Source organism: Nocardia sp. NPDC056541, assembly GCF_042794235.1.
Classification (GTDB): Bacteria; Actinomycetota; Actinomycetes; order Mycobacteriales; family Mycobacteriaceae; genus Nocardia.
On the sequence record NZ_JBHTUD010000001.1, the window covers coordinates 521,176 to 543,918 of the forward strand.

The 22,743-nt window shown below is 69.2% G+C and carries 20 protein-coding genes; 12 read left to right on the forward strand and 8 right to left on the reverse strand.

Annotation, left to right across the window (positions count from 1 at the left end; genetic code table 11):
- Positions 1–101: 101 nt before the first annotated feature.
- The 4 genes from ACFQ9R_RS02425 (at position 102) to ACFQ9R_RS02440 (ending at position 8,729) form a co-directional block, all read left to right on the forward strand.
- Entirely contained in the window at positions 102–1,241 is a 1,140-nt protein-coding gene (locus ACFQ9R_RS02425; protein WP_378988192.1) for an XRE family transcriptional regulator, read from the forward strand.
- Between the two features lie 75 nt (positions 1,242–1,316).
- Complete coding sequence (locus tag ACFQ9R_RS02430; RefSeq protein ID WP_378988194.1) at positions 1,317–2,876, forward strand: TIGR02677 family protein; 1,560 nt, start codon at positions 1,317–1,319, stop codon at positions 2,874–2,876.
- 73 nt (positions 2,877–2,949) lie between these two features.
- A complete protein-coding gene (locus ACFQ9R_RS02435; RefSeq protein WP_378988197.1) occupies positions 2,950–4,320 on the forward strand; it encodes a TIGR02678 family protein in 1,371 nt (456 codons plus the stop codon).
- Positions 4,321–4,322: 2 nt separating this feature from the next.
- Entirely contained in the window at positions 4,323–8,729 is a 4,407-nt protein-coding gene (locus tag ACFQ9R_RS02440; RefSeq protein WP_378988201.1) for an SbcC/MukB-like Walker B domain-containing protein, read from the forward strand.
- A gap of 38 nt (positions 8,730–8,767) precedes the next feature.
- On the opposite strand, the gene ACFQ9R_RS02445 is transcribed toward ACFQ9R_RS02440, so the two are convergent.
- Positions 8,768–9,748, reverse strand: a complete 981-nt coding sequence (locus ACFQ9R_RS02445) for a helix-turn-helix transcriptional regulator (RefSeq protein ID WP_378988204.1) — start codon at positions 9,746–9,748, stop codon at positions 8,768–8,770.
- A gap of 63 nt (positions 9,749–9,811) precedes the next feature.
- Here ACFQ9R_RS02445 and ACFQ9R_RS02450 point away from each other — a divergent pair, with 63 nt between their 5' ends.
- Positions 9,812–10,231 (forward strand): RidA family protein, encoded by a 420-nt coding sequence (locus ACFQ9R_RS02450; RefSeq protein WP_378988207.1) that lies wholly within the window; start codon positions 9,812–9,814, stop codon positions 10,229–10,231.
- A gap of 97 nt (positions 10,232–10,328) precedes the next feature.
- Here ACFQ9R_RS02450 and ACFQ9R_RS02455 read toward each other — a convergent pair whose 3' ends face one another.
- Positions 10,329–11,336 (reverse strand): helix-turn-helix transcriptional regulator, encoded by a 1,008-nt coding sequence (locus tag ACFQ9R_RS02455; protein WP_378988210.1) that lies wholly within the window; start codon positions 11,334–11,336, stop codon positions 10,329–10,331.
- Between the two features lie 85 nt (positions 11,337–11,421).
- Here ACFQ9R_RS02455 and ACFQ9R_RS02460 point away from each other — a divergent pair, with 85 nt between their 5' ends.
- The gene (locus ACFQ9R_RS02460) at positions 11,422–12,561 is read left to right on the forward strand and encodes an epoxide hydrolase family protein (RefSeq protein WP_378988213.1); all 1,140 of its coding nucleotides are present in this window, start codon (positions 11,422–11,424) and stop codon (positions 12,559–12,561) included.
- A 12-nt stretch (positions 12,562–12,573) separates the two neighbouring features.
- Here ACFQ9R_RS02460 and ACFQ9R_RS02465 read toward each other — a convergent pair whose 3' ends face one another.
- The 3 genes from ACFQ9R_RS02465 to ACFQ9R_RS02475 all read right to left on the reverse strand — a co-directional run bounded on the left by ACFQ9R_RS02465 (position 12,574) and on the right by ACFQ9R_RS02475 (position 16,298).
- Positions 12,574–13,083, reverse strand: a complete 510-nt coding sequence (locus tag ACFQ9R_RS02465) for a M15 family metallopeptidase (RefSeq protein WP_378988216.1) — start codon at positions 13,081–13,083, stop codon at positions 12,574–12,576.
- 9 nt (positions 13,084–13,092) lie between these two features.
- Positions 13,093–14,484, reverse strand: coding sequence for an ABC1 kinase family protein (locus tag ACFQ9R_RS02470; RefSeq protein WP_378988219.1), 1,392 nt, complete (start codon positions 14,482–14,484; stop codon positions 13,093–13,095).
- 137 nt (positions 14,485–14,621) lie between these two features.
- Positions 14,622–16,298 (reverse strand): fumarate hydratase, encoded by a 1,677-nt coding sequence (locus ACFQ9R_RS02475; protein ID WP_378988222.1) that lies wholly within the window; start codon positions 16,296–16,298, stop codon positions 14,622–14,624.
- A 256-nt stretch (positions 16,299–16,554) separates the two neighbouring features.
- Here ACFQ9R_RS02475 and ACFQ9R_RS02480 point away from each other — a divergent pair, with 256 nt between their 5' ends.
- Positions 16,555–17,064, forward strand: coding sequence for a MarR family winged helix-turn-helix transcriptional regulator (locus ACFQ9R_RS02480; RefSeq protein ID WP_378988225.1), 510 nt, complete (start codon positions 16,555–16,557; stop codon positions 17,062–17,064).
- Here the strand turns inward: ACFQ9R_RS02480 and ACFQ9R_RS02485 are convergent.
- Genes ACFQ9R_RS02485 through mftE form a run of 3 tightly spaced genes read right to left on the reverse strand, consistent with a single transcriptional unit; the run spans position 17,061 to position 19,560 of the window.
- Positions 17,061–17,579, reverse strand: coding sequence for a hypothetical protein (locus ACFQ9R_RS02485; protein WP_378988228.1), 519 nt, complete (start codon positions 17,577–17,579; stop codon positions 17,061–17,063). The two genes, ACFQ9R_RS02480 and ACFQ9R_RS02485, sit on opposite strands and share 4 nt — an antisense overlap.
- A 38-nt stretch (positions 17,580–17,617) precedes the next feature.
- On the reverse strand, positions 17,618–18,862 hold the full coding sequence (gene mftD / locus ACFQ9R_RS02490; protein WP_378988231.1) for a pre-mycofactocin synthase MftD: 1,245 nt from the start codon (positions 18,860–18,862) through the stop codon (positions 17,618–17,620).
- Positions 18,859–19,560 carry a mycofactocin biosynthesis peptidyl-dipeptidase MftE gene (gene mftE / locus ACFQ9R_RS02495; protein ID WP_378988472.1) on the reverse strand — a complete coding sequence of 234 codons (702 nt, stop codon included), beginning with the start codon at positions 19,558–19,560 and terminating at the stop codon, positions 18,859–18,861. The genes mftD and mftE overlap by 4 nt, the downstream gene beginning before the upstream one ends.
- An 81-nt stretch (positions 19,561–19,641) precedes the next feature.
- Between mftE and mftR the strand changes: the two genes are divergently transcribed.
- The 5 genes from mftR to ACFQ9R_RS02520 all read left to right on the forward strand — a co-directional run bounded on the left by mftR (position 19,642) and on the right by ACFQ9R_RS02520 (position 22,691).
- The gene (gene mftR / locus ACFQ9R_RS02500) at positions 19,642–20,268 is read left to right on the forward strand and encodes a mycofactocin system transcriptional regulator (protein WP_378988234.1); all 627 of its coding nucleotides are present in this window, start codon (positions 19,642–19,644) and stop codon (positions 20,266–20,268) included.
- Positions 20,269–20,378: 110 nt separating this feature from the next.
- On the forward strand, positions 20,379–21,284 hold the full coding sequence (locus ACFQ9R_RS02505) for an STAS domain-containing protein (protein ID WP_056809988.1): 906 nt from the start codon (positions 20,379–20,381) through the stop codon (positions 21,282–21,284).
- A gap of 10 nt (positions 21,285–21,294) precedes the next feature.
- A complete protein-coding gene (locus ACFQ9R_RS02510; RefSeq protein ID WP_056809990.1) occupies positions 21,295–21,675 on the forward strand; it encodes an STAS domain-containing protein in 381 nt (126 codons plus the stop codon).
- Positions 21,665–22,078: an ATP-binding protein gene (locus ACFQ9R_RS02515; RefSeq protein ID WP_056809992.1), complete on the forward strand. Its 414-nt coding sequence runs from the start codon at positions 21,665–21,667 to the stop codon at positions 22,076–22,078. The genes ACFQ9R_RS02510 and ACFQ9R_RS02515 overlap by 11 nt, the downstream gene beginning before the upstream one ends.
- Before the next feature lie 19 nt (positions 22,079–22,097).
- The gene (locus ACFQ9R_RS02520) at positions 22,098–22,691 is read left to right on the forward strand and encodes a SpoIIE family protein phosphatase (protein WP_170112222.1); all 594 of its coding nucleotides are present in this window, start codon (positions 22,098–22,100) and stop codon (positions 22,689–22,691) included.
- The last annotated feature ends 52 nt before the right edge of the window (positions 22,692–22,743 follow it).

The following is a 22,743-nucleotide window of genomic DNA, read 5'->3' on the forward strand; positions in this document are numbered from 1 at the left end:
CTACCGCCGTGACCGCAACTGATGATCGACCCGTCTGGGCTGTTCGGATGCGCTCGGAACGTGACGCGAGGGGGTGGTCGCAAGCCGATGCCGTTCGCGCTATGCGTGCCAAGTCCTCCCACAACCTGCCGACGGACAGTACCCTGCTGCGCAACTGGCGCCGATGGGAATCCGGGGAATCGCGACCTGACGAGTTCTACGCGCCGATCATCGCGGCCGCGTTCGACACCGTCCCCGCCGCGTTCTTCCCGAAGTCCCGTCCCAACCGTGATGACGAGCTGTTATCGGCAACCGGTATGGACACTCTGGAGTTCATCGGACGACTCAGAATGTCCGACGTCAACAGCGCCACCCTGGACGCGGTGCGGATCACCGCCGAAAGGCTGTGCTGCGAATACGCCTACGCCGACCCCTACGCACTGCACACCGAGGGGACCGCGTGGCTGCGCCGGATCACCTCCCTGCTCGACGGCAGACTGACGCTGAGCCAGCATCGTGAAATCCTCGTCCTGGCAGGCTGGGTCGCGTTGCTGGTCGGTTGCGTCGATTACGATCTGGGCCGCCGGGGTGGCGCCGAGGCCACCCGCCGAGCCGCCGATTCGCTGGGCCGCGAGGCAGGCAATGCCGAGATCGTCGGGTGGGCCGCGGAGATGTCGGCGTGGTTCGCGTTGACCCAGGGCAACTTCCGTGGCGCGATCGACGTCTCGGAGAAGGCCATGACGGGTACCACGTCGTCGAGTGTGGGGGTGCAGTTGGCGGCGCAGCGCGCCAAGGGCTGGGCCCGGCTCGGTGATCGCCGCAATGTGCAGACCGCCCTCGACGAGGGCAGGGCGATCCTGTCGCGGATGGGTCATCCGGCCGATCTGGACAACCACTTCGTCGTCGACGCCACGAAATTCGACTTCTACGCGATGGACTGCTGCCGGGTGGCGGGCCAGGATCGACTGGCCGAGCGCTACGCCCAGCAGGTGATCAGCGATTCGACCCGACCGGACGGTTCGGTCCGCAATCCCATGCGGGTCTCCGAGGCGCGGCTCACCCTGGCCGTCGTGGCCGTGCGCGATCGCGATCTCGAGCGCGCGGTCGAGGAGGGTGTCGCGGCGTTCTCCGCGGGGCGCAAGTCGCTGCCGTCGCTGGCGTGGATCGCGGGCGAGGCGGCCAGGGAGATCATCGAACGATACCCAGGAGATCACCGCACCCAAACCTTCCTCGAGCAGCTGCGATCGCTCAATGTCGGCTGAGCTCGCGCGGCGATGCCACGTCGATCGGGGACGGGTCCGGCGGAGCACGCGAAGGCCACCACTAACCTGTCTACGGTGACCGACTCCGCCGACGGCCTGCCCAGCGCCGTACCCGCCCTGTGGGACGAGCGTCTGCGGTTGTTCTCGTTCGCGACCGCCGAGAAGCGCGCCGACTACCTGCGGGTGCTGCGCGCCTTCGACAGCGCTCGTGCTGCCTACGTGGTGTTGTTGCACGCCGACGACGTCGCCGAGTGGATAGCGAGAGCCGAGGCGGGCGGTCGAGCCGAGGCGGCCGCGGGTGTCCCACTGCCCGCGGTCGAGATCGGTCCCCTGCTCGAGCAGCTGCATCGCTGGGGTGTGCTCGAACGCAGCTACGACGGCACCCGCGCGGCCACCCTGGCCGAGTACCGCAACCGGCACTACGTCTACCAGTTCGCGCAGGCCGGGTTCCAGGCCTACCGGGCGGTGGCCGGGGTGCTCGCGGCCCGGATGGAGGACGCGTCGCTGTCGCGGCTGGTGCTGCCCGAGCTGCTCGCCGACCTGCGCACCCTCTCCGCCGCCAACCGCGACGGCGACGGCGAGCGGGTCTACACCACGTTGCGCAGGCTCGACACCGCGCTCACCGACATGGCCGCGCGCGCCGCGCACTTCTACCTGTCTCTGGGCGACCTGGTGCGCACCACCGAGATCACGCCGGAATCCTTCCTCGCGCACAAGGACGCGCTGCTGGCACACATGCGGGAGTTCAGCATGGATCTGGCCCGCTTCGCCCCGCGGCTGGCGGCGGCGATCGGTGAAGTCGAAGCGACCGGCGTCGAGCAGCTGATCGGCCGCGCGGCCGGGTGCGACGAGCGGGTGCTGCTGAGTCTCGCCGAGCGCGAAGCGGATTGGCGTTCCCGCTGGGACGGGCTGCGCACCTGGTTCGTCGCCGCGGGCACCGAGTCGTCGGAAACCTGCGAGGCCGATCGGCTCCGCGAGGCGACGATGAGCGCGATCGCGGCGGTGCTGTCGCTGTTGCGCCGGGTCACCGAGACCCGCCGAGGTGGCGTCAGCCGGGAATCGGCGTTGCGCCATCTGGCCGAATGGTTCGTCGCCACCCCCAGCGCGGGCAGTGCGCACGCGCTCTACGACGCGGTGTTCGGGCTGGGCAAGCCGCGCCACCTCTCGCTCGAACATCCCGACGCGGAACTGATCCCCACCAGCCGATCCTGGTGGGAAGCACCGCCGTTGGAGATCTCCCGCACGCTCGCCGAAACCGGTCGCGCACCCACGGCGGGCGCCCCGGCCCGGATCGCGCGCAACGACGCGGGCGTGCGGCGGCTGCGGGAGGCCCAACTGGCGGCACAGCGTGAACGCGCCGCGGCCGCCGCCTCGCTGTCCCAGGGCAATGTGCACGAACGAGTGCTGGATCAGCGTGAGACCGAGGTGCTGTTGCGCCTGATCGACGCCGCCTCCACCGCGTGGGTTCCGGTGAGCGGAAAAGTCGACGGCACAACAGGTTCCGACAACGGCGTCACGTTGACAGTGCGCCCCTGCGATGGGTCGACGGTCATCCGGACCGCGGCGGGGCTGCTCCATCTGAACAACCGTCGCCTCGAAGTACGCGAGTCGAGCCGCCGCGGGGTCGCGCGATGAGACTGCGCATCGACTCGCCCGATTTCGGCGTCCATCGCTCGGCGCGACCGACGTCGGCACGAGGGGCAAGACTGTGAAGCGACAACGGATCGATGCGCTCGCTCTCGACAGCTATCAGCGGGCGGCGCGAGTGATGCTCGCCAATCACCTGGTCACCCGGGTCTATCCCGACCGGATCGCGCTGCCGTTGATTCGGCGGTGGGCGACGGAACTGCGCGAGGATCTGGCCGAATTGTTCGGTTACCGCTTGGAGGTCACCGAGACCACGGCCCGGCTCTACCCGGTGCACGATCGGCTCGATGACGCCCGGCCCGCCCGCAGCGTCAACGATCGGGTCTTCGACCGCCGCCGCTACGCCTATCTGTCACTGGCGCTGGCCGCGCTCGGCCGGGCAGGCGACCAGATCACCCTGTCCGAATTGGCCGAGCACGTCGCCGATTACGCGAGCCGGATCGAGGGACTCGACCTGTCGACCGAGCGAGCCGCCGATCGCGACGCCTTCGTCGATGCCGTCGGCTGGCTGGGCGCGCGGGGTGCGTTGACGTTGGCCGACGGCGACGCGGGCGGTTGGGCCAGCGACCCGGAGGCGGGCGAGGCACTCTACGACATCGACCGCCCGGTGGTGTTCGCGCTGTTCCGGCCCCCACGGGCACTGCAGCATCTACACAGCGTGCGCGGGTTGCTGGCCGAGGACACCGACCAGGCTGATCAGGCTCGCCGAGTGCGCCGGGCGCTCGTCGAGCGCCCCGTCGTCTATCTCGACGAACTGTCGGCAGCCGAGGGTGCGCTGCTCGGCCAGGACCGACTGGTCGGCGAAGTCGAGCACTGCACCGGCTTGCGCGCCGAACGCCGGGCCGAAGGTGTGGCGCTGATCGACAACTCGGGACGGCTGTCCGATACCCGCTTCCCCGGCACCGGAACCCTGGCACAGGTGGCGCTGTTGTTGATCGGCGAGATCGCCGACACGGTCCTCGACATCGACAACCCGATCCCCCGGCGCCCCGGCGCGCTCACCCCCGATGACACCCTGCTCGAGCACCTCGATGCGTCCATCCCCACTGCGGGCGTGTTCGCCCCGCTCGCCGAGGACCTCGAAACCAGCACGCCGGCCCCGTATTTCACCGACGACCTCGACGACCTCGAACCCGTCACCTATCCGTTCCTCGACGACGCCTGGGTGCGCACGACCGTCACCGCGCTCACCGACCGCTACGGCGCGACCTTCGCCGCCCAGTGGCAGGCCGATGTCGGCGGGCTCACCACCGAGGTCCTCACGCTGCTCACCAAGCTGCGGCTGATCCGGCCGGTCGAGGACGGGCTGCTGGTATTGCCCGCGCTGGCCAGATATCGCGGCGCGGTGGTCACCGTGCGGGTGCGCAAGGCCGAGGAATTGTTCGTCACCGCCGCCGACACCGACGGCAGCACCGGAGAGGGAGGGGTCTGAGCATGTCACTCATTCACGGCGGAGTGCGGTTCGTCCCGACCCGGGCCGGCATCGTCAACCTGTGGGACTACCGCGACCAGGAGTTCAGTTTCGCCGACGGGCGCCTGGTGCTGCGCGGTCCCAACGGCTCCGGCAAGACCAAGGCCCTGGAAGTGTTGTTCCCGTTCGTGCTGGACGGACGGATCGAACCACGCAGGCTGAACCCGTTCGCCGGTGAAGAACGCACCATGAAGTCGAATCTGCTCTATCGCAAGCAGGAATCGGCCTACTCGTATGTGTGGATGGAGTTCGCGCGCGGCAGCTGGGACGACCCGGAGACTGTCACCGTCGGCATTGGCATGCGCGCCACCCGCTCGTCGGACAAGGTGACCCGCTGGTACTTCGTCGCCGACGGTCGCGCCGGGGTCGACTTCTCGCTCATCGGTCCCGACGACCGCCCGCTCACCCGCAAGCAGTTGGCCGAGCAGATCGGCAGCGACGCCATCGTGGACCGGCCCGTCGAGTACCGGGCGGCGATCGACGCGCGCATGTTCGGGCTCGGCGTGCAGCGCTACGACCAGCTGATCAATCTGATCCTCACCCTCCGCAGGCCCCAGCTCGCCAAGAATCTCGACCCGCGCGGTCTCTCCCAGGCACTCACCGACGGCCTTCGGCCCCTCGACGAGCAGTTGATCCTCGACGCCGCACGCTCGTTCAGCGATATGGAGGAGGTCGGCCGCACCCTCGACGGGCTCGTCCAAGCCGATACCGCCACTCGCCGATTCGTCGATGTGTACCGCAAATACCTTGCGGTACAGGCGAAAACGGACGTCGACCAGCTCCGCGCCCGCCTCGATGCCGTGACCAACGCCGCCACCGCGCTCTTCGCCGCGACCGCCCTGCGTACCCGCCGCGACACCGACCGCACCGAAGCCGAGACCAGGGCCGAGAACGCCGACCAGGCCTATGAGCAGGCCATCGCCGACCGCGAGAATCTCCAGCGCTCCAGCGCCTACGAGGGCAAACAGCAACTCGACGACCTGGCCGACGCCGTCCGCCGCCTCGAAACCTCCGCCGCGGCCCACCGCGACAAGGCCGCCGAAGCCTCGCACACGCTGCAACGCCGCGCCGAGGAAGCCTCTCGCGCCACCGAAGCGGTCCGCACAGCGGCCGCCGCCCTCGTCCGCGGCGAAGACGCGGTCCGTGCCGCCGCCGAAGAGGCGGGCATCGAATGGACCCCGCCGAGCGCCGAGGGCCGCGGCGACCAGTTCACCGCGGCGGTGCGCGGCCACGCGGAGGAACGTGACGCCGACGTGCGTGCGGTGCGACAAGCAGTGGGCAAGTGGGACACCGCCGCCGCCGACCGCACCCGCTCCGAGCGCCTGGCCGAACGCGCCGTCGAACTGCGCGACTCGGCCGCCGCCGAAGTCGCCCACGCCGAAGCCGCGGTCGCCTTGGCCCGCAGCGAATCCGCCGCCGCCCTGCGCACCTGGTGGAACGCGCACAGCGAGATCTTCGGGGCCGTTGCCGAACCAGGGGCGCACGACGGCCGCTCGGACACGAATCCCGACGGACAGGACGGAAAAGGTGAACGTCGCCGAAAGGTGACGTCCGACACCACCGCCGGCTTGTTCGCAGCGCTCGACACCGCCATGGCCGGTGCGGGCGTGGAGGACATTCCCTCCGCCTCCGAGGTCTTGTCCGAGTGGTGCGAGCCGCTGCGCGAGCAGATCCGCACCCGCCGCGAGCAGGCGCGCTCCCGTGCCACCGCCGCTGCCGTGCGCCGCGATGCCCTGGTCGCCGAACGCACACAGATCGCCGCCCAGCGCGACGACGCTCCCCCGGCCCATCCCGCCAGAACCGGTGTCCGCGAAGGACTTCCGGGTGCGCCGCTCTGGCAGCTGGTGCGGTTCGCCGACTCGGTGTCCCCGCGGGATGCGGCCGGTATCGAGGCGGCACTGCAGTCCAGCGGTCTCCTCGACAGCTGGATCTGTGGCCCGAGTCTGCCCGCCGGCATCGACTCCGAGCACTTCCTGCTCCCCTTACCGATCGATCAGCGCCCGTCCGGCCGTACTCTCGCCGATGCCCTTGTCGTCGAGGACGATTCGGCCGATCTCACCGTGCCTACCGAGACCGTTGCCGCGGTGCTGGCCTCCATCGCCCTCCACGACACGTCCGCACAGCCGGGTACGACGACCGATGACACGCCGGACGCAGAACCATCCGTGTCCGGCGATGCCCCCCGTGAGGTCACCGGCGCCACCCTCACCGCGCTGACCACCGCCGCCGCGCCGCAGGTCGCGGTCGGCCTCGCCGGAACTTTCCGGCAGGGCGTTCTCGTCGGACACCACCACAAGCCCGAAGCCGAGTTCATCGGGACCACCGCGCGAGCGCGCAGGCGTGAGTCCCGGCTCGCCGAGATCGAGGCGGCGATCGAGGCCGCTGCCGCCGAGCATCAGGCGGCAAGGGACGAAGATAGTTGCGCCACTGCCGAATTGGCCGCGCTGTCGGCCGGCGCCAAGGCACTGCCGCGCCCGTCGGCGGTGACGTCTGCCCTGCGTGCCGTGTCCGAGGCCGCCGGCCTGATGCGGTCGAGGGTGGAGGCCGCCGCCCAGTCCGAGCGCGAACTCGACCAGGCCGTCGCCGAAGTCGCGGCCCTGGACAAGAAGGTGCGCGCCGCCGCCCAAGCGCATCGAACCCCGCGCGAGGCACGCGAACTCGACGCGCTGGCCGCCGCGATCCGCCATTTCGAGAACACCGGTACGGGACTGCTCCGCCTACGCGCCGAACACGAACGCGAGCGCGAACGCGAACGCGAGGGCGCCGACCGGCACGACGAGGCGCGGGCACTGGCCGAGGCGTTCGCCGAAGAGGCCGAGGCTGCCCGACTTGGCTACACCGAGCAGCAGCGCAAACTCGAAACGCTGCGCGAAGCGCTGGGCGCCAGTGCCGCCGACATCGACCGCGATCTCGACCTGGCCCGCGGTGCCATCGAGGCGGCCAAGGCCGAGCAGCGGGCCGCGCGCAAGGCCGCCAATGCCGCCATCGAAGCGGTCGGCGATGCCGAGGCGGCCTCTCGCACCGCCAACGAAGCGCTCGCCACCGCACTCACCGAAGTGCTCGCCGAGGTGCGTTCACTGGCCCCGTACGCCCGACCCGACCTGTTGAGCCTGCTCGGCGCCTCGGTCGAACACCGCTGGCCCAGTAGCGATGCCGCGTGGTCCACCCCGGAGCAACTGCAGTACCGCATCGTCGCCGCGGGGCCGCAAACCGATCCGGTGGTGCTGCCCGACGAGGTGGCCGCCCTGTTCGCCGACCTCGACACCGCTACCAGCCAGGTCCGCGCCACCGAGGCGGGTCGCAAGTCCACCCGGTCCGCGGTCACCACCGCGCTCCAGGAATTCGACGCCGCGCTCACCGCCTCCGGCCGCGACTACCGGCTGAACTGGGACGCCGCCGACGGACTCACCGTCGTCGCTGTCCACGACGAGAACGGCCAGGCCGCCCTCGCCGACTTCGCCGCCCGCATCGACGCCGCCCGCCGCGACCAGGAACTGCTGCTCACCGATGCCGAGCGGCGCATCCTCGAAGACGCGCTGCTCACCGGTCTGGCCCAGCAGATCCACGAACGCACCACCGACGCTCGCGAACTCATCTCCCGCATGGGCGCGGAGATGAAGCAGCGGCGGATGTCGTCGGGCAACACCATCGGTGTGCACTGGATCCTCGCCGACGGGTTGTCGGAGTCCGCGCGCTCCATGTGCAAACTCCTCGACCGCGACACCACCGCCCTGAGCCCGGAAGACCTCGGCTCGGTGCGCGCCCACTTCGCCGCCGAGATCCGCGCCGCCCGCACCGCGCACCCGGAGCGTTCGTACCCCGAAATCCTCGCCGCGACCCTCGACTACCGGACTTGGCGAGTCTTCTCCTTCACGCTGATCTCCGGGGACGGCACCGAGGACAAGCTCACCGTCGCCCGGCACAGCGCCCTCTCCGGCGGCGAACAGTCGGTCTCCCTGCACCTGCCCCTGTTCGCCGCCGCCCACGTGATGCTCGACTCCGCCGACCCGCAGGCCCCTCGCCTACTCGCTCTCGACGAAGCCTTCGCCGGCGTCGACGACAACGGTCGCAGCGAATTGCTCGGCCTCAGTGTGCAATTCGACCTCGACCTGTTCATGACCGGCTACGACCTGTGGATCACCTACGCCCACGTCCCCGGCTGCGCGCACTACGACCTGGCCCACTCCACCGCCGAGAACACCGTCAGCGCGACCCTTCTCGTCTGGGACAGCGGTGAGCTTCTCGCCGAACACGACGGCGGCGACCTCAGCACGGCGCTGGGCTCCCCCAACCGCCGCCGAGTACCCAACACGATCGAGGGCGGGTTGACCCTGGAAGGGATGCCGGGCGAACCCGCTCCGGTGGGCTGATCAGCGGTACGGGTTCGCCCAGCGCGCGCCGAAGAGAATCATCGTTCTGATGACACCGCGTATCGGGCCGCGATCGCTGCCGCACGGTCGCGCAGGGTGGTGCGTAACCACTGCGGGGCAACGACTTCCGCGCTCGCGGCGAGCTGCCACATCGCCCATTCGGCGTGTCGGCGATCCTGGAAGGCCACTTCCAGCCGCAGTCGCCCGTCGTCGTCCGCTTCTTCGCGGTGGACAGCCACCGCGGTGCCGACCAACTCTTCGCGCCGCGCCGGATCGACCAGAACCCGTACGGTGACGAGATCGCCGCCTGCGCGAAAGCGGGCGCTGCGCTCCTGCCAAGCCCGGTCCAGATCGACCCGGTCCGGTCGCTGGGCCGGTTCGGCGAGCGCCTCGGCGGCCGCGACCCGCGACAGCCGGTAGGTGCGGTCCGCGCCGGATCTGGTGGCGAGCAAGTAGCCTTGGCCTCGGACGGTGACCAGGCCGATCGGGTCCACCGTGCGCCATGCGGGGCTCTGGTCGACGGCGGCGTAGTGGATGCGCAGCTTGTGTCCGGCGAGCACCGCGCGCCGGACCTCGCTGACGATGGTGTCGGGCAGCTCCTCGGCATCCAACCGGCGCGAGAGCAGATCGGTCTCGGGATCGATGAGCAATCGTTCGGCCGCGTCGCTCGCGGTCTCCCGATAGCTTTCGGGCAGCGCGTCGACCACCTTGAGCATGGCCGACGCGAGCGCCGAGCCGAGCCCGAATGCCTGTGCGCCACGCCGTGATCCGGCGATCAGCAAGGCCAGCGCCTCCTCGTGGTTCAGCCCGGTCAGCTCGGTCCGGAATCCGGGCAGCAGCGCGAACCCGCCGTGCCTGCCCCGTTCGGCGTAGACCGGAACGCCCGCCGTGGACAGCGCCTCGATATCGCGCAGCACGGTCCGGGTGGACACCTCCAGTTCGCGGGCCAGGGTGTCCGCCGACAGCTGACCGTGCCGCCGCAGCAGCAGCACCAGGGAGACCAACCGGTCAGCTCGCATACGAAAAACTATGCCAGGAATACACGACACAGGATGTCGTGTATTCCTGGCAGGTTCATCGCCATGACAAACATCGACCACGCGCGCCACACCATCGTCAACCCCGACGGCCTGCACGACCCGACCCCCTTCGGCTACAGCCACACCGCCGTCATCCCCGCTGGTACCGAACTGGTTCTCGTCTCGGGACAGTACGGATCCCGACCCGACGGCGCGGTCGTCTCCCCCGACTTCACCGAGCAGGTCGACCAAACCTTCCGCAACATCGCCACCGCCCTGGCCGCCCACGACCTCGACCTCAGCCACGTCGTCCAGCTCCGGACCTACGTCGTGAATCACGACGTCAGCAAACTGGGCCCCATCGCCGGTGCCGTCCAAGCGAACTGGGGCACAACCCCTCCCACCCAAACCCTCATCGGCGTCGCGAGCCTCGCCACCCCCGACGTCCTGTTCGAGGTCGAAGCCGTCGCCGCCCGCCCCTGAGTGTTCTCCGCACCTGCATCGGGCTGTCGAACCCGGTGCAGGTGGGGAGAGTTACCGGGCCGCTTTCCGCACGGGCAGATGGTCGATGGCGGCAACCTCATCGGTGACGATCCGAGACGCTCGAACGAGCACGGGCGGTCGCTCGATCACCCAGGGCGGCTTGCAAGCGACTCGTGAGGGCACGCAATGCCGCGGTCAGTTCAGGCGAATCATGGACGCGGAACGGCACTCCCAGGGACGTCAGTTGTCCGGCGAGCCAGGTGGGGTCGTCGTCTCGGGTGGCGGTGAGGCGGCAGGTGGTGTTGCTGTCGGCGCGAAGGGTGTTCGGTTCCTCGCCGAGCCGGCCTGCGATTCGGCCGCGTGGAGCTTCGATGGTGACATCCACCTGGTATTCGGGTGTGGCCCAGTCGGTTCGGCGGCCTGCGACGTAGTCGGCCGGGTCGGCGGCGGGGAGGTCGCGGGGGGCGATCCGGGCGCCGGTGGGGTGGGGGGTTTCGATGCGGTCGGCGCGGTAGCTGCGCCAGGCGTCGCGGTCGAGGTCGTAGGCGACGAGGTACCAGCGGCGGCCTGCGGCGGCGACGCCCGCGGGTTCGGTGTGGCGGCGGGATTCGGCGCCGGTGGCGTCGCGATAGGTGAAGCGGAGTCGTTCTCGGTTGGTGACGGCGGCGGCGAGGGTGGTGAGGACCTCCGGGTCCACGGCGGGGCCCTCGCCCGCTCGGACCGTGACCGCCGCGCCGACCACGCGCACTCGTCTGCGCAGTGTCGCGGGCAGGACTTGTTCGAGTTTGGTCAAGGCTCGCACCGACGCGTCCTCGATGCCCGCGACCGCCTGTCCCGCGGCGACTCTCAGCCCCACCGCGACGGCGACGGCCTCGTCCGCGTCGAGGATCAGCGGTGGGAGCGCCGAGCCCGCGGTGAGCCGGTAGCCGCCGGCCGCACCCATCGCGGCGACTACCGGATAGCCCAGGTCGCGCAGGCGGTCGATGTCGCGTCGCACGGTCCGATCGGTGACGCCGAGCCGGTCGGCCAGTTCGCTGCCCGGCCACTCCCGTGGCATCTGCAACAGGGAGAGCAGGCGGAGCAGGCGGGCGGCGGTGTCGGTCATGTTTTCCATTCTCGCGCACATCTAGGACCATAACTGTCCTAGATGGTCGATAACGTCGACATCACACCGACGACGAGGAGTCCCGATGACCACCATCCGCCCGTTCCGCATCGACATCCCCCAGGCCGACATCGACGATCTGCACGACCGGCTGAGCGGGGCGCGCTGGGCGGCTCCGCTGCCGGGCGAGGGCTGGGAACGCGGCATCCCCACCGAGTACCTGCGCGAGCTCGCCACGTACTGGGCGAACGAATTCGATTGGCGGGCACAAGAAGCCGCGCTGAACGCGTTTCCCCAGTTCATCACCGAGATCGACGGCCTCGACATCCATTTCGTGCACGTGCGCTCCCCCGAGCCCGACGCGGTGCCGCTGCTGCTGACCCACGGCTGGCCCAACTCGTTCGTCGAGTTCACCCGCACCGTCGGCCCGCTCACCGATCCGCGCGCTCACGGTCTCGATCCCGCACTCGCCTTCGACGTGGTGATCCCGTCCGTCCCCGGCTTCGCCTTCTCGGCGGCGCCGCGCGAACCCGGCATGACCACCGCACGGGTCGCCGCGATGTGGGCCACCCTGATGGACCGCCTCGGCTATGACCGCTACGGCACGCAGGGCGGCGACCTCGGCGCCTACGTCGCGCCGGAGATGGCGCTCGCCGCTCCGGAACATGTGATCGGCGTGCATCTCGACGGCGGGATCGGCATGCCGACCGAGGCCGACGTGCCCGCGATGTCGGCCGAGGATCGTGCGCAGTGGGCGCAGATGCAGCAGTGGATGACCGGCGGCGTCGACCACCACGCCCTGTTGCGGGCGGCCCCGCAAACGTTCGCCCTCGGCTGGAACGATTCGCCGGTCGCACTGCTGGCGTGGATGATGCAGAAGTTCCAGGAGTTCGCCTATATGGCCGACCGCGCCGAAGACGTGATCGAGCGCGACCACCTGCTGACCAATATCGCCCTGTACTGGTTCACCCAGACCACCGGCACCTCGTCCTGGCCGATGTACGACGGGCTGCGCACCGGCGGCGGGTTCGGCTGGCCCACCGACCAGAACCTGGTGCCGACCGGCGTCTACGGTGGCGGTTCACCGCTCATGCGCACACTCGCCGATCGCGGCAACAAGATCACCCATTGGCCGTCGGGAAATCCGGGCAACCATTTCGTCGCGATGGAAGAACCCACCGCGCACGTCGCCGACATCCGGACCTTCTTCGCCGGGCTGCGCTGACGGGGTTCGGCTCTAGCGTTGACTCGCGTCCGGTACCCGCGGCGGACACGGCGCACCGGGCGCGGTCACCAGCTCGAAATGCCACCACTCGTTGTCGAAGGTCCGGCACAGTCCCCACCGGTTGCCGTTGTCCTCGAGCCACTGTGCCCCCACCTGCGGGCCCACATCGACGGCACGGCCGGAGACATGGGTGGACTCCTCCGGCGGCAGCACCCAGCGTCGCGCTTCCTCGGGGCTGCCGTAGGTGGCCAGGCCGTCCTGCCAGAGCCACAGCTGCTGCTCGTAGGTGCGATGACCGGAGGTGATCGACAGCGGCACGTCCTCGGCGTGGGCCTGCTGTTCGGCGAGGGTGTAGGCGGCGGCGAGCGGCGGGTCGAGGCCTTCGGTGCCCGCTGCCGATTGGAACTGTTCGCGCGGCTCGGGTTGGGCGTCGGCGGCGGCCATGCCGACGGCGGTGACGGCCGCGGCGGCCGTCACGGTCACCAGGATCCGGTCGGCCACGCGGCCGAGCACAGTATTCATAGGCGGATTCTATCGACCCGGCCGGTCGTCGAGACCACGGCGCCACTGCTCGATCGCCCGGCCGATCTCGGTCTGCGGGGGTTCGTCGTAGAGCCATTCGCGGGCGAGCTGATGCCAGTTGGCGGTAACGCGCAGCTGACCGAGGGTGGCGAAGGTGAACAGGTCGGCGCGGCGGGAGAACACGTGCTCGGGCGGCAGCAGCTGCTTGTGCATGCCCTGGAAGTCCGACGCTCGCGGGTCGACGGCGAGAAGTAGTGCGCCGGTGGCCAGTTCGGGGGTGATCGTGACTTCCTCGTCGAGCAGGTGCCAGCCGGTGGCGGCCCAGACGTAGGCCAGACTCTCCTCCACGGTGACCTCGGAATCGGGGTCGATGATCCCCCGGCCCAGCCACGCGGCGAACAGATCCTCACCGCGGCCCTCCGCGGCGGCCCGCAGGACCGAGCGCTCGAACTCGACGTGCTCCGGATCCATCTCCTTGTAGAGGCCGAAATCGACGAAGGCGAGTTTGCCGTCGGCGGCCAGCAGCACATTGCCGGGATGCGGATCGCCACAGAACTCGTTGTCGGCGAACAGACCGGCGATGTAGAAGCGGTAGATCAGCTCGCCGAGCCGGTCCCGCTCGGCGGCAGGCAGCGTCTGGATGTGCGAAAACGGATGCCCTTCGACGAATTCGGTGACCAGCACATTGTGCGTACAGAATTCCTCGATGCTGTCCGGCACGGTGATGAAGGGATGGCCACGATAGCGCCGTGCGACCCGATGCTGGGTCTGAGCCTCGCGTTCGTAGTCGAGTTCGCTGCGCAGATTGCTGGCGACCTCCTCCAGCACACCGGTGTCGGCCATGCTCGGCAGCACTGTTCTGGCCATCTTGCCGAGGAACTCGAGATTGCTGATGTCGGCGTGGACGGCGCGCTCCACCCCGGGATACTTCACCTTGACCGCCACGACGCGTCCGTCGTGCAGTCGCGCCCGGTGTACCTGCCCGATCGACGCCGCCGCGATCGATGTCTCACCGAACTCGGCGAACGTCTGGGCCAAGGGGCCGAGGTCGTCCTCGATCACCTGCCGCATCGTCGCGAACGGCATCGCGGGCGCCCGGTCCTGCAGGGCCGCGAGCTGGGCGCGGAACTGCTCGCGATGGGCTTCGGGAACGAAGTCGAGATCGAGCACCGAGCCCATCTGCCCGAGCTTCATCGCCGAGCCCTTCATGCTCCCCAGCACCGCGACGATCTGCTGCGCCTTCATCATCGCCGACCGCTCCGCCAGCACCTCACGGGCCTCGTCGGTGCGCCCGATCATCGACAGCCGGCGCCCGACCTCGCGCACCGCCTGCCCGGCGGCGAACTGCCCCAGCTTCGCGCTGCGCGTCGCCCGCCCCCGGGGAACTCCACCGCTCGCCAATCCGCACCCCTGTCAGGCCGTACACCGTATGTCGTGCGTCACATTACACCGGGGTGGCGGACGTCGCCGGACCCACGGAACAGACGAAAACCCCGGCGCTCACCGCAGTGGGCACCGGGGTATCGACGACCGGATGGCTACACGCGTTCCTTGGAACGGGTGCGCACGCGCAGGGCGATCGGCTTGGAGGTCTCGGCGAAGAAGTCGTTGCCCTTGTCGTCGACGACGATGAACGCGGGGAAGTCCTCGACGTCGATCTTCCAGACCGCTTCCATGCCGAGTTCGGCGTATTCCAGGACCTCGACGTTCTTGATGCAGTCCAGGGCGAGACGGGCGGCCGGACCGCCGATGGAGCCGAGGTAGAAGCCGCCGTGTTCGTTGCAGGCCTTGGTGACCTGGGCCGAGCGGTTGCCCTTGGCGAGCATCACCATCGAGCCGCCCGCGGCCTGGAACTGGTCGACGTAGGAGTCCATGCGACCCGCGGTCGTGGGGCCGAAGGAGCCCGACGCGTAACCCTCGGGAGTCTTGGCCGGACCGGCGTAGTAGACGGCCATGTCGCGCAGGTACTGCGGCATGGGTTCGCCCGCGTCGAGCCGTTCCTTGATCTTGGCGTGCGCGATGTCACGGGCCACGACCAAGGGGCCGGTCAGCGAAAGACGGGTCTTGACCGGGTATTTCGACAACTCGGCGCGGATCTCGTCCATCGGGCGGTTCAGGTCGATCTGCACCACGTCGCCGCCGAGGATGTCGGCGGTCTGCTCCGGAAGGTACTGGGCCGGTTCGGTTTCCAGCTGCTCCAGGAAGATGCCGTCCTTGGTGATCTTCGCCAGCGCCTGGCGGTCGGCCGAGCAGGAGACGGCGATCGCGACGGGGCAGGAGGCGCCGTGGCGGGGCAGACGGACCACGCGTACGTCGTGGCAGAAGTACTTGCCGCCGAACTGCGCGCCGATGCCGAACTCACGGGTGAGCTGGAAGACCTCCTCCTCGAGCTCGACGTCGCGGAACGCGTGACCGGTGATCGAGCCCTCGGTGGGCAGGTTGTCCAGGTAGTGCGCGGAGGCGTATTTCGCTGTCTTCAAGGCGAATTCGGCGCTGGTGCCACCGATGACCACCGCGAGGTGGTACGGCGGGCAGGCCGCGGTGCCGAGCGAGCGGATCTTCTCGTCGAGGAACTCGAGCATGCGCTCGGGGTTCAGGACGGCCTTGGTCTCCTGGTACAGGAACGACTTGTTGGCCGAACCGCCGCCCTTGGCCATGAACAGGAACTTGTACACCGGGTTGTCGGCGTCGCCCTCGGTCGAGTACAGCTCGATCTGGGCAGGCAGGTTGGTGCCGGTGTTCTTCTCGTCCCACATGGTGATCGGGGCGAGCTGGGAGTAGCGCAGGTTCAGCTTGGTGTAGGCGTCGAAGATGCCGCGGCTGAGCCATTCGGCGTCGTCGGCACCGGTGAGCACGCCCTCGCTCTTCTTGCCCATCACGATCGCGGTGCCGGTGTCCTGACACATCGGCAGCACGCCGCCGGCGGAGATGTTGAGGTTCTTGAGCAGGTCGAGCGCGACGAAGCGGTCGTTGCCCGAGGACTCGGGGTCGTCGATGATCTTGCGCAGCTGCCGCAGGTGCGCGGGGCGCAGGTAGTGGCTGATGTCGTGGATCGCCGTCTCGGTCAGCAGCCGCAGCGCCTCGGGCTCGACCTGCAAGAAGGTGCGCCCGTTGTGCTCGAAGGTGCTGACCCCCTCGCTGGTGAGCAGGCGGTAGGGCGTCTCGTCGGCGCCGATGGGCAGCAGATCGGAATAGCGGAACTCCGGCGCGGTCACGGATCGCACTCCTTCGGGCAGGGCGGGCACCGCAACACTGCGGAGCACCAGGCATGGCTGGTCACAAAGCAATCCGCAGCCTATCGACCACCCACACCCGCACGACGGTTAGGCAACCCTATGTAAGGTTCCTGACCTACCCTAACTAATATCGAGGTTGCACGTTCAACCCAAACGGTGCTACCCATTCTCCGGGCGGTGGCGGGAGTGCACCGTTCAATCCGAAGCCTGCACCTTCAGAATCTGGAGCTCGATCGTGACCGATCCACAGTGGCTCGATGATGTCGAAATGCGTGCCTGGCTGGGCTATGTCCGAACCCGCGACCTGATCGCCGCGGCGATCGGGCGCGACGCCGGCCGGGCAGCCAACCTGAGCTATGTCGAGTATTCCGTGCTGGTCTACCTAGCCGACGCGCCAGGTCAGCGACTCACCTTCGCCGACCTGGCCTGCGCGCTCGAATGGTCGCAGAGCCGACTCTCGCATCAGATCACCCGCATGCAGAAGCGCGGTCTGGTCTCCCGCGAGACGATGCCGCACGACCAGCGCCGGACCGTGGCCAAGCTGACCCCCACCGGCGGGCAACTGCTCACCACGGCCGCGCCCGCCCATGTGCGCAGTGTGCGCAAGCACATGATCGATGTCCTCGATCGCGACCAGCTCGCGACCCTCGCGGAGATCTACGACGTGCTCGTCGATCACCACCGCGGCGCGAAGTCGGCCGAACCGGTCGGCCGGCTACAGACCGCCGCGCCCGGCGAGGACTAGGACCCGCCGCTGCCGCCCCCGCCGGAGGAGTCGGGGCGGGCCTTGCCCAACCCGCCGCGCGCGATGCTGCCACCCTTGGTGGGTGCGCCGCGATCGAAGACGTCGCCGCTGGTCGGGCGCAGGAAGCTGCCCGCCGCCAGCGCGACAGCGACGCCGATCGCCGGGTAGACGAACGTATCGGTGTGCTGATACCAGAAGCGCGAGTACGTGGTATCGCTGGTGTCGCACTGGTCGTCGGCCACGCGGACATTGGTCGTCTTGTCCACGCAGACACCGACCGACGCCGGTGTGGCGGCGGTCGAGGTCGTGGTGGTCACCCGCGATGTCGTTGTCGGCGGCGGCTTCGAGGTGGTCGTGAGGGTGGTCGATGCCGCGCGCGGTGCCGGTTTCGGGGTGGCGGTGCCACATCCGGCCGAGACCAGCGCCACCGCCACCACGGCGGGCAGCGTGTAGGACACGCTGCGCGACATCATGATTCGCCTGCGCGAACCCTCGATTTCCGAAACCACACTCACGAAATTCCCCCTCGGGCGGTGTTGACCAACCGCCGATACTATCCAGCAGCGGCGCCGCTCACGACAGTTCCGTTGGTAGCGAAATCCCCTTCGCCGGAATCCTTTCGACCCGAAACGACGCCCAACGCGCGTTCGAAACCGGCGGGAACGATGATGTCGTCGCGGGTCAGGTCGGTGATCGAGGTCTTGCGCAGACCCAGCAGCGCCGAATCGATACCGCCACGCAGGATGTCGAGTACGTTCTCGACACCGGCCTGGCCGTTGGCCGCCAGACCCCACAGGGAGGCGCGCCCGATCAGCACCGCGCGCGCACCGAGCGCCACGGCCTTGACGACATCGCTGCCGCGCCGGATACCGCCGTCGAGGAGCACCTCGATCTGGTCGCCGACCGCGTCGGCGAGCACCGGCAGGGCGCGGATGGCGGCGGGGGTGCCGTCGAGGTTGTTGCCGCCGTGGTTGGACACCGAGATGCCCGCGACGCCCGCGTCGACGGCACGCAGGGCGTCGTCGACCCGCATCACGCCCTTGAGCAGCACCGGGCCGTCCCACTGCGCGCAGATCCAGGCGACATCGTCCCAATCGGGTGCCGGGGTCTGCATCCATTCGCCGTAAGCGCCGAAGAACCCGGGGGCCGCGCCGCCGCCGACCGCCATATTGGGCGCGGTGAGGTCGGGGATGCTGCCCGAGCGCAGGTAGGTCGCGAGCCAGCGGGGGCGCGCGAGGGTCTGCGGCGCGAATTTCATCATCGTGCGCAGGTTCAGCGACTCCGGGATCACCGGGCTGCCCCAGTCGCGACCGTGCGAGAACGACCAGTCCAGGGTGAGGATCAGACCCACGGCACCGGCCTTCTTCGCCCTGGCCATCCGCTCGAGGATCTGATCCTTGTTGCCACACCAGTACAGCTGGAACAGGGTCGCCGGGTTGGCGGCGACAACGTCCTCGACGGGCTTGCTCGCGAAGGAACTGAGCCCCATGGCGATTCCGCGGGCCGCCGCGGCGCGGGCGACCGCGACCTCACCGTCGGGGTGCACCGCCTGCACGCCGGTCGGCGAGATCAGCACCGGCATCGACACCTGCTGACCGAGCACTGTGGTCGATTGGTCACGGTCGCCGATCGGGCCCGCGCAGTGCGGGGCGAAACCGAGTTCGGTGAACGCGGTCTGGTTGTCTTCGATGGTCTGTCCGCGTTCCGATCCGGCGATCAGCGCGCCGTACACCGACTTCGGCAGGCGCTTGCGGGCGCGCCGCTGCGCCTCGGCAACGGTCTCGAACCAGGGATTCATCGGGGTCCTTCCTCATGATCCTGCGGCCACCATCGGCGCAGGTCTTCCAGCAGTGCGGTAGTGGCGATCGTCAGCAGGCCGGCGCCTTCTTCGGCGCTCGATCCGGTGGGGTCGCCGAGGATTCCGTTGGGGCTGGCTGCCCGCACCCCGCCCGCGCGCAGCAGGGGCAGCAGTTCGGCCAGCGGGCGGCGGTCCCCCGGTTCGGCCAGTTCGGTGCGCACCCGGTCGGGGCGCAGCGCGAGCTGGATCGAGGTCTCGGTGCGCCCGGCGTGCGGGTCGCCGCCGTAGCCGGGCGAGAACAGCCGCACGTCACGCGACTCCGACCGCAGCAGCGCGACGGCCCGGCGCAGCGCTTCCACGTTTCCGCCGTGCCCGTTGACCAGCACGATCCGCGAAAACGTGTCCGTGGCGGAGCGGCACAGCTCGACGACGAGCAGTTCCAGCGCCGCCTGTCCGATCGACAAGGTGCCCGCGAACCCCGCGTGCTCGCCGCTGGCCCCGTAGGACACGGCAGGCGCGATCAGCAGATCGGTTCGCTCGGCCGCGGCCCGCCTGCTCACCGCCGACGCGATATCGCTGTCGGTCGACAGCGGCAGATGCGGGCCGTGCTGCTCGGTCGCGCCGAGTGGGATGACCAGGATCACTCCCGCGGCGGCGCGCACACCTGCCTCGGGCGATGTGAGGTGCGCCACGAACATGGCGCCCACATTAACGTCAGTCACTGACATAATCAAGAGCGCGTGCAGGTCGAAAGCTCGCCGAGTCCCTATCCTGTATCCATGTCCGCCCCGCCGCCGCGCGCACCGATGTCGATTCCGAAGCAGTCGGGGCACCGCGGGCGTCCGCCACGCACCACGCGCCGCGAGCTCGAGGTGATCGCGATGAAGCTGTTCGCCGAACACGGGTTCGACGACGTCACCGTCGAACGCATCGCCGCCGAGGCCGGGGTGAGCGAACGCACGTTCTTCCGCTACTTCCCCACCAAGGCCGAGGTGCTGTGGCACCAGTTCGACAACGAGGTCGACGACCTGCGCGCCGCGTTCGCCGCCGTCCCCGGCGACGAGCCGATGATGGCCGCGGTGCGCCGCATCGTGGTGGCGGCCAACAGATATCGCCCCGAGGACATCCCCGAACTGCGCACCAGAATGCGGCTCGTCTCCGGAGTTCCCGCCCTCTCGGCAGGCGCGGGGGCACACTACGACGCGTGGGAACACGCCGTCGGCGAGTTCGCCGCGAGCCGTCTCGGCGCGGGCGCGGGCGACCTGATTCCGCTCGCCATCGGGCGCACCACCCTGGCCGCCGCGCGGGCGGCCTTCGATGCCTGGCTCGAGCGCGGCGACACCGATCTCACCGTCTATCTCGACCGGGCACTGCGCGCGCTGGAACGCGGGTTCGCCCCGGATTAGCCGGGCGCGCCACGTTTGGGCAGCACCACAGAGGGGGTATGAGTAGGCTCAGGCCCAACGCGCACTGTGCGCACCGAAAACGTCCGTCGTCGAAAGGGGCAGGGGTTTCCATGTCCGAGGTGTCCACGAGTCTTTCGGCGGATTCGCTGCCGGCGCAACCGCTCGACAACCTGCTGCCACAGCTGGTCGAGCACCTGCGGCAGAACCGCACCGGGCTGCGGGAAGAGTGGGCACGGCGCATCACCGAAGCCGAACTGCTGACCGCGATGACCCCGGAGGAGATCTTCTCCGAGGCCACGTCGATGTACGACAACTACGTCGAGGTGCTCGTCACCGGTAGCGTCGAGGCACTGCAGGCCTACGCCCGCGACCTGTCCGAGCGCATCATTCCGCGAGGCGTCGAGACCGACGAGGTCATCGGCATCGTGCTGCTGCTGCGCGACGTCCTGGCACGCAGCCTCTTCGAGAAGTACCAGTCCAACTTCGAGCTGCTCAATCGCGTGCTCGACGCCTACGAACCGGCCGCCAACCGCATCGCCAACACCGTGGCCGTGTCGTTCGTGCAGGAGCGCGAGCGCGTCATCAGCCGCCAGCAAGAGGCCATCCGCGAGCTGTCCACCCCGGTTCTGCAGGTTCGCGAGCAGCTGCTCATCCTGCCGATCATCGGCGTGCTCGACTCCCAGCGCGCCCGCCAGCTCACCGAGCAGCTGCTGCGCGCCATCCGCGCCAATCGCGCCAAGGTGGTCGTCATCGACATCACCGGTGTGCCCGCGATCGACTCCGTGGTGGCCAACCACCTCGTGCAGACCGTCGACGCCTCGGGCCTGATGGGCGCGAGCGTGATCATCACCGGCCTGTCCTCGGAGATCGCGCTGACCCTGGTGACCATCGGCCTCGATCTGTCCAAGATGAACGCGGTCGGCGACCTCCAGGGCGGTATCGAAGAGGCCGAGCGTCTCCTCGGATACGAGGTCTCCCGAGTGACCGAGCGCTTGAGCGAGCGGGACGGGCGCTGACCAAGCCACCATGCCGGTACCTATTCTCAAGCAGGGCACGTACCTGATCGCCTCGGTACAGTCGGCCCTGACCGACGCCGACACCGAGCGGCTACAGGACGACCTGATGAAGCAGGTCAGCCGCTATCGCGCGACCGGCATCATCGTCGATGTCACCGCCATCGATGTGATGGACTCCTTCGCCGCGCGATCGTTGCGCACCATCGCGCACATGACCCAGTTGCGCGGCGCGGAAACCGTCATCGTCGGACTGCAACCCGAAGTCGCCTTCGCCATGGTGCAACTGGGCCTTACCTTCGAAGACATGCACACCGCGCTGGATCTCGAGGAAGGCCTCTCCTGGCTGAATCGGCACCCGCGGCGACGAGACGGTCGCGACAGTGGCCGCTGAGCAGGTGGCGATCGCGGTCAAGGTGTCCGAGGACATCGTCACCGCCCGGCAGGCCGGGAGCGAGTTGGCCGGTGACCTGGGGTTCACCCTCACCGACCGCACGATGATCTCCACCGCCATCTCCGAAATCGCCCGCAACATCACCAGTTACGCGGGAAGCGGCGAGATCAGGCTGCTCATCGACTTGCGCGAGGGTCGCCGCGCGCTCGTCATCCAAGCCGAGGACCAGGGTCCCGGCATCCGCGACATTCCCCGCGCGCTGGAGGACGGCTATTCCACCGGCCGCGGACTCGGACTCGGACTGCCCGGCGCGCGCAGGCTGATGGACCGCCTCACCATCGATTCCGCCCCGGGCCGCGGGACGTTGATCGAGATGTGGAAGTGGGTACCCGACGTTGCATGAGGACGGGATCATCGGGCGCATGGAGTGGTCGACGGCCGGTCGGGCGCTGCCCGGCCAGGACGTCTCCGGTGACCGCGCGCTCGTGCTCGACACCGGTGCCGGTGTGCTGTTCGCGGTGCTCGACGGGCTCGGTCACGGTGCGCCCGCGGCCGAGGCCGCCGATCGCGCGACGGTCATCCTCACCGAGAACTGTGGCGAACCGCTGGATGTGTTGATGGTGCTCTGTCATCGCGCGATGGTCGAAACTCGCGGCGCCGCAGTGTCTTTGGCGTTGATCGAGCCGGGCGAGACGCTGCAATGGCTCGGCGTGGGCAACGTCGATTCGCGACTGCTCACCCTCGGCCCGGCCGGTCCGGAGCTGCGGGCCACGATGCTGCTCACCGGCGGCATCGTCGGGTACCGGCTGCCCTCGCACCTGCAGCCGCAGACGCTGCCGATCCGCCCCGGCGATCTGCTGCTGATGGCGACCGACGGGATCGTCGCGGTCGGCCCGGAATCGCTGGACCTGGCCAAACCGGCCACTGCCATCGCGGGCGATCTGCTCGCCCGCGACGCGAAGGACACCGACGACGCGCTGGTGCTCGCGGCGCGTTTCCGTGGGCCGTGCCCGTGAGGCCCCGAGACCGCGTTCTGTTCGCACCGACCCGGCCGATGAGAGGTTGCCG

What these genes read in the sequence shown, in the direction of transcription:
- ACFQ9R_RS02505 (WP_056809988.1), top strand. Translation starts at nt 20,379, where the DNA reads ATGTCCGAGGTGTCCACGAGTCTTTCGGCGGATTCGCTGCCGGCGCAA.
- ACFQ9R_RS02510 (WP_056809990.1), top strand. Translation starts at nt 21,295, where the DNA reads ATGCCGGTACCTATTCTCAAGCAGGGCACGTACCTGATCGCCTCGGTA.
- ACFQ9R_RS02465 (WP_378988216.1), bottom strand. Translation starts at nt 13,083, where the DNA reads ATGAATACTGTGCTCGGCCGCGTGGCCGACCGGATCCTGGTGACCGTG.
- ACFQ9R_RS02440 (WP_378988201.1), top strand. Translation starts at nt 4,323, where the DNA reads ATGTCACTCATTCACGGCGGAGTGCGGTTCGTCCCGACCCGGGCCGGC.
- ACFQ9R_RS02425 (WP_378988192.1), top strand. Translation starts at nt 102, where the DNA reads ATGCGTGCCAAGTCCTCCCACAACCTGCCGACGGACAGTACCCTGCTG.
- ACFQ9R_RS02460 (WP_378988213.1), top strand. Translation starts at nt 11,422, where the DNA reads ATGACCACCATCCGCCCGTTCCGCATCGACATCCCCCAGGCCGACATC.
- mftR (WP_378988234.1), top strand. Translation starts at nt 19,642, where the DNA reads ATGTCCGCCCCGCCGCCGCGCGCACCGATGTCGATTCCGAAGCAGTCG.
- ACFQ9R_RS02455 (WP_378988210.1), bottom strand. Translation starts at nt 11,336, where the DNA reads ATGACCGACACCGCCGCCCGCCTGCTCCGCCTGCTCTCCCTGTTGCAG.
- mftE (WP_378988472.1), bottom strand. Translation starts at nt 19,560, where the DNA reads ATGTTCGTGGCGCACCTCACATCGCCCGAGGCAGGTGTGCGCGCCGCC.
- ACFQ9R_RS02520 (WP_170112222.1), top strand. Translation starts at nt 22,098, where the DNA reads ATGGAGTGGTCGACGGCCGGTCGGGCGCTGCCCGGCCAGGACGTCTCC.
- ACFQ9R_RS02445 (WP_378988204.1), bottom strand. Translation starts at nt 9,748, where the DNA reads ATGCGAGCTGACCGGTTGGTCTCCCTGGTGCTGCTGCTGCGGCGGCAC.
- ACFQ9R_RS02450 (WP_378988207.1), top strand. Translation starts at nt 9,812, where the DNA reads ATGACAAACATCGACCACGCGCGCCACACCATCGTCAACCCCGACGGC.
- mftD (WP_378988231.1), bottom strand. Translation starts at nt 18,862, where the DNA reads ATGAATCCCTGGTTCGAGACCGTTGCCGAGGCGCAGCGGCGCGCCCGC.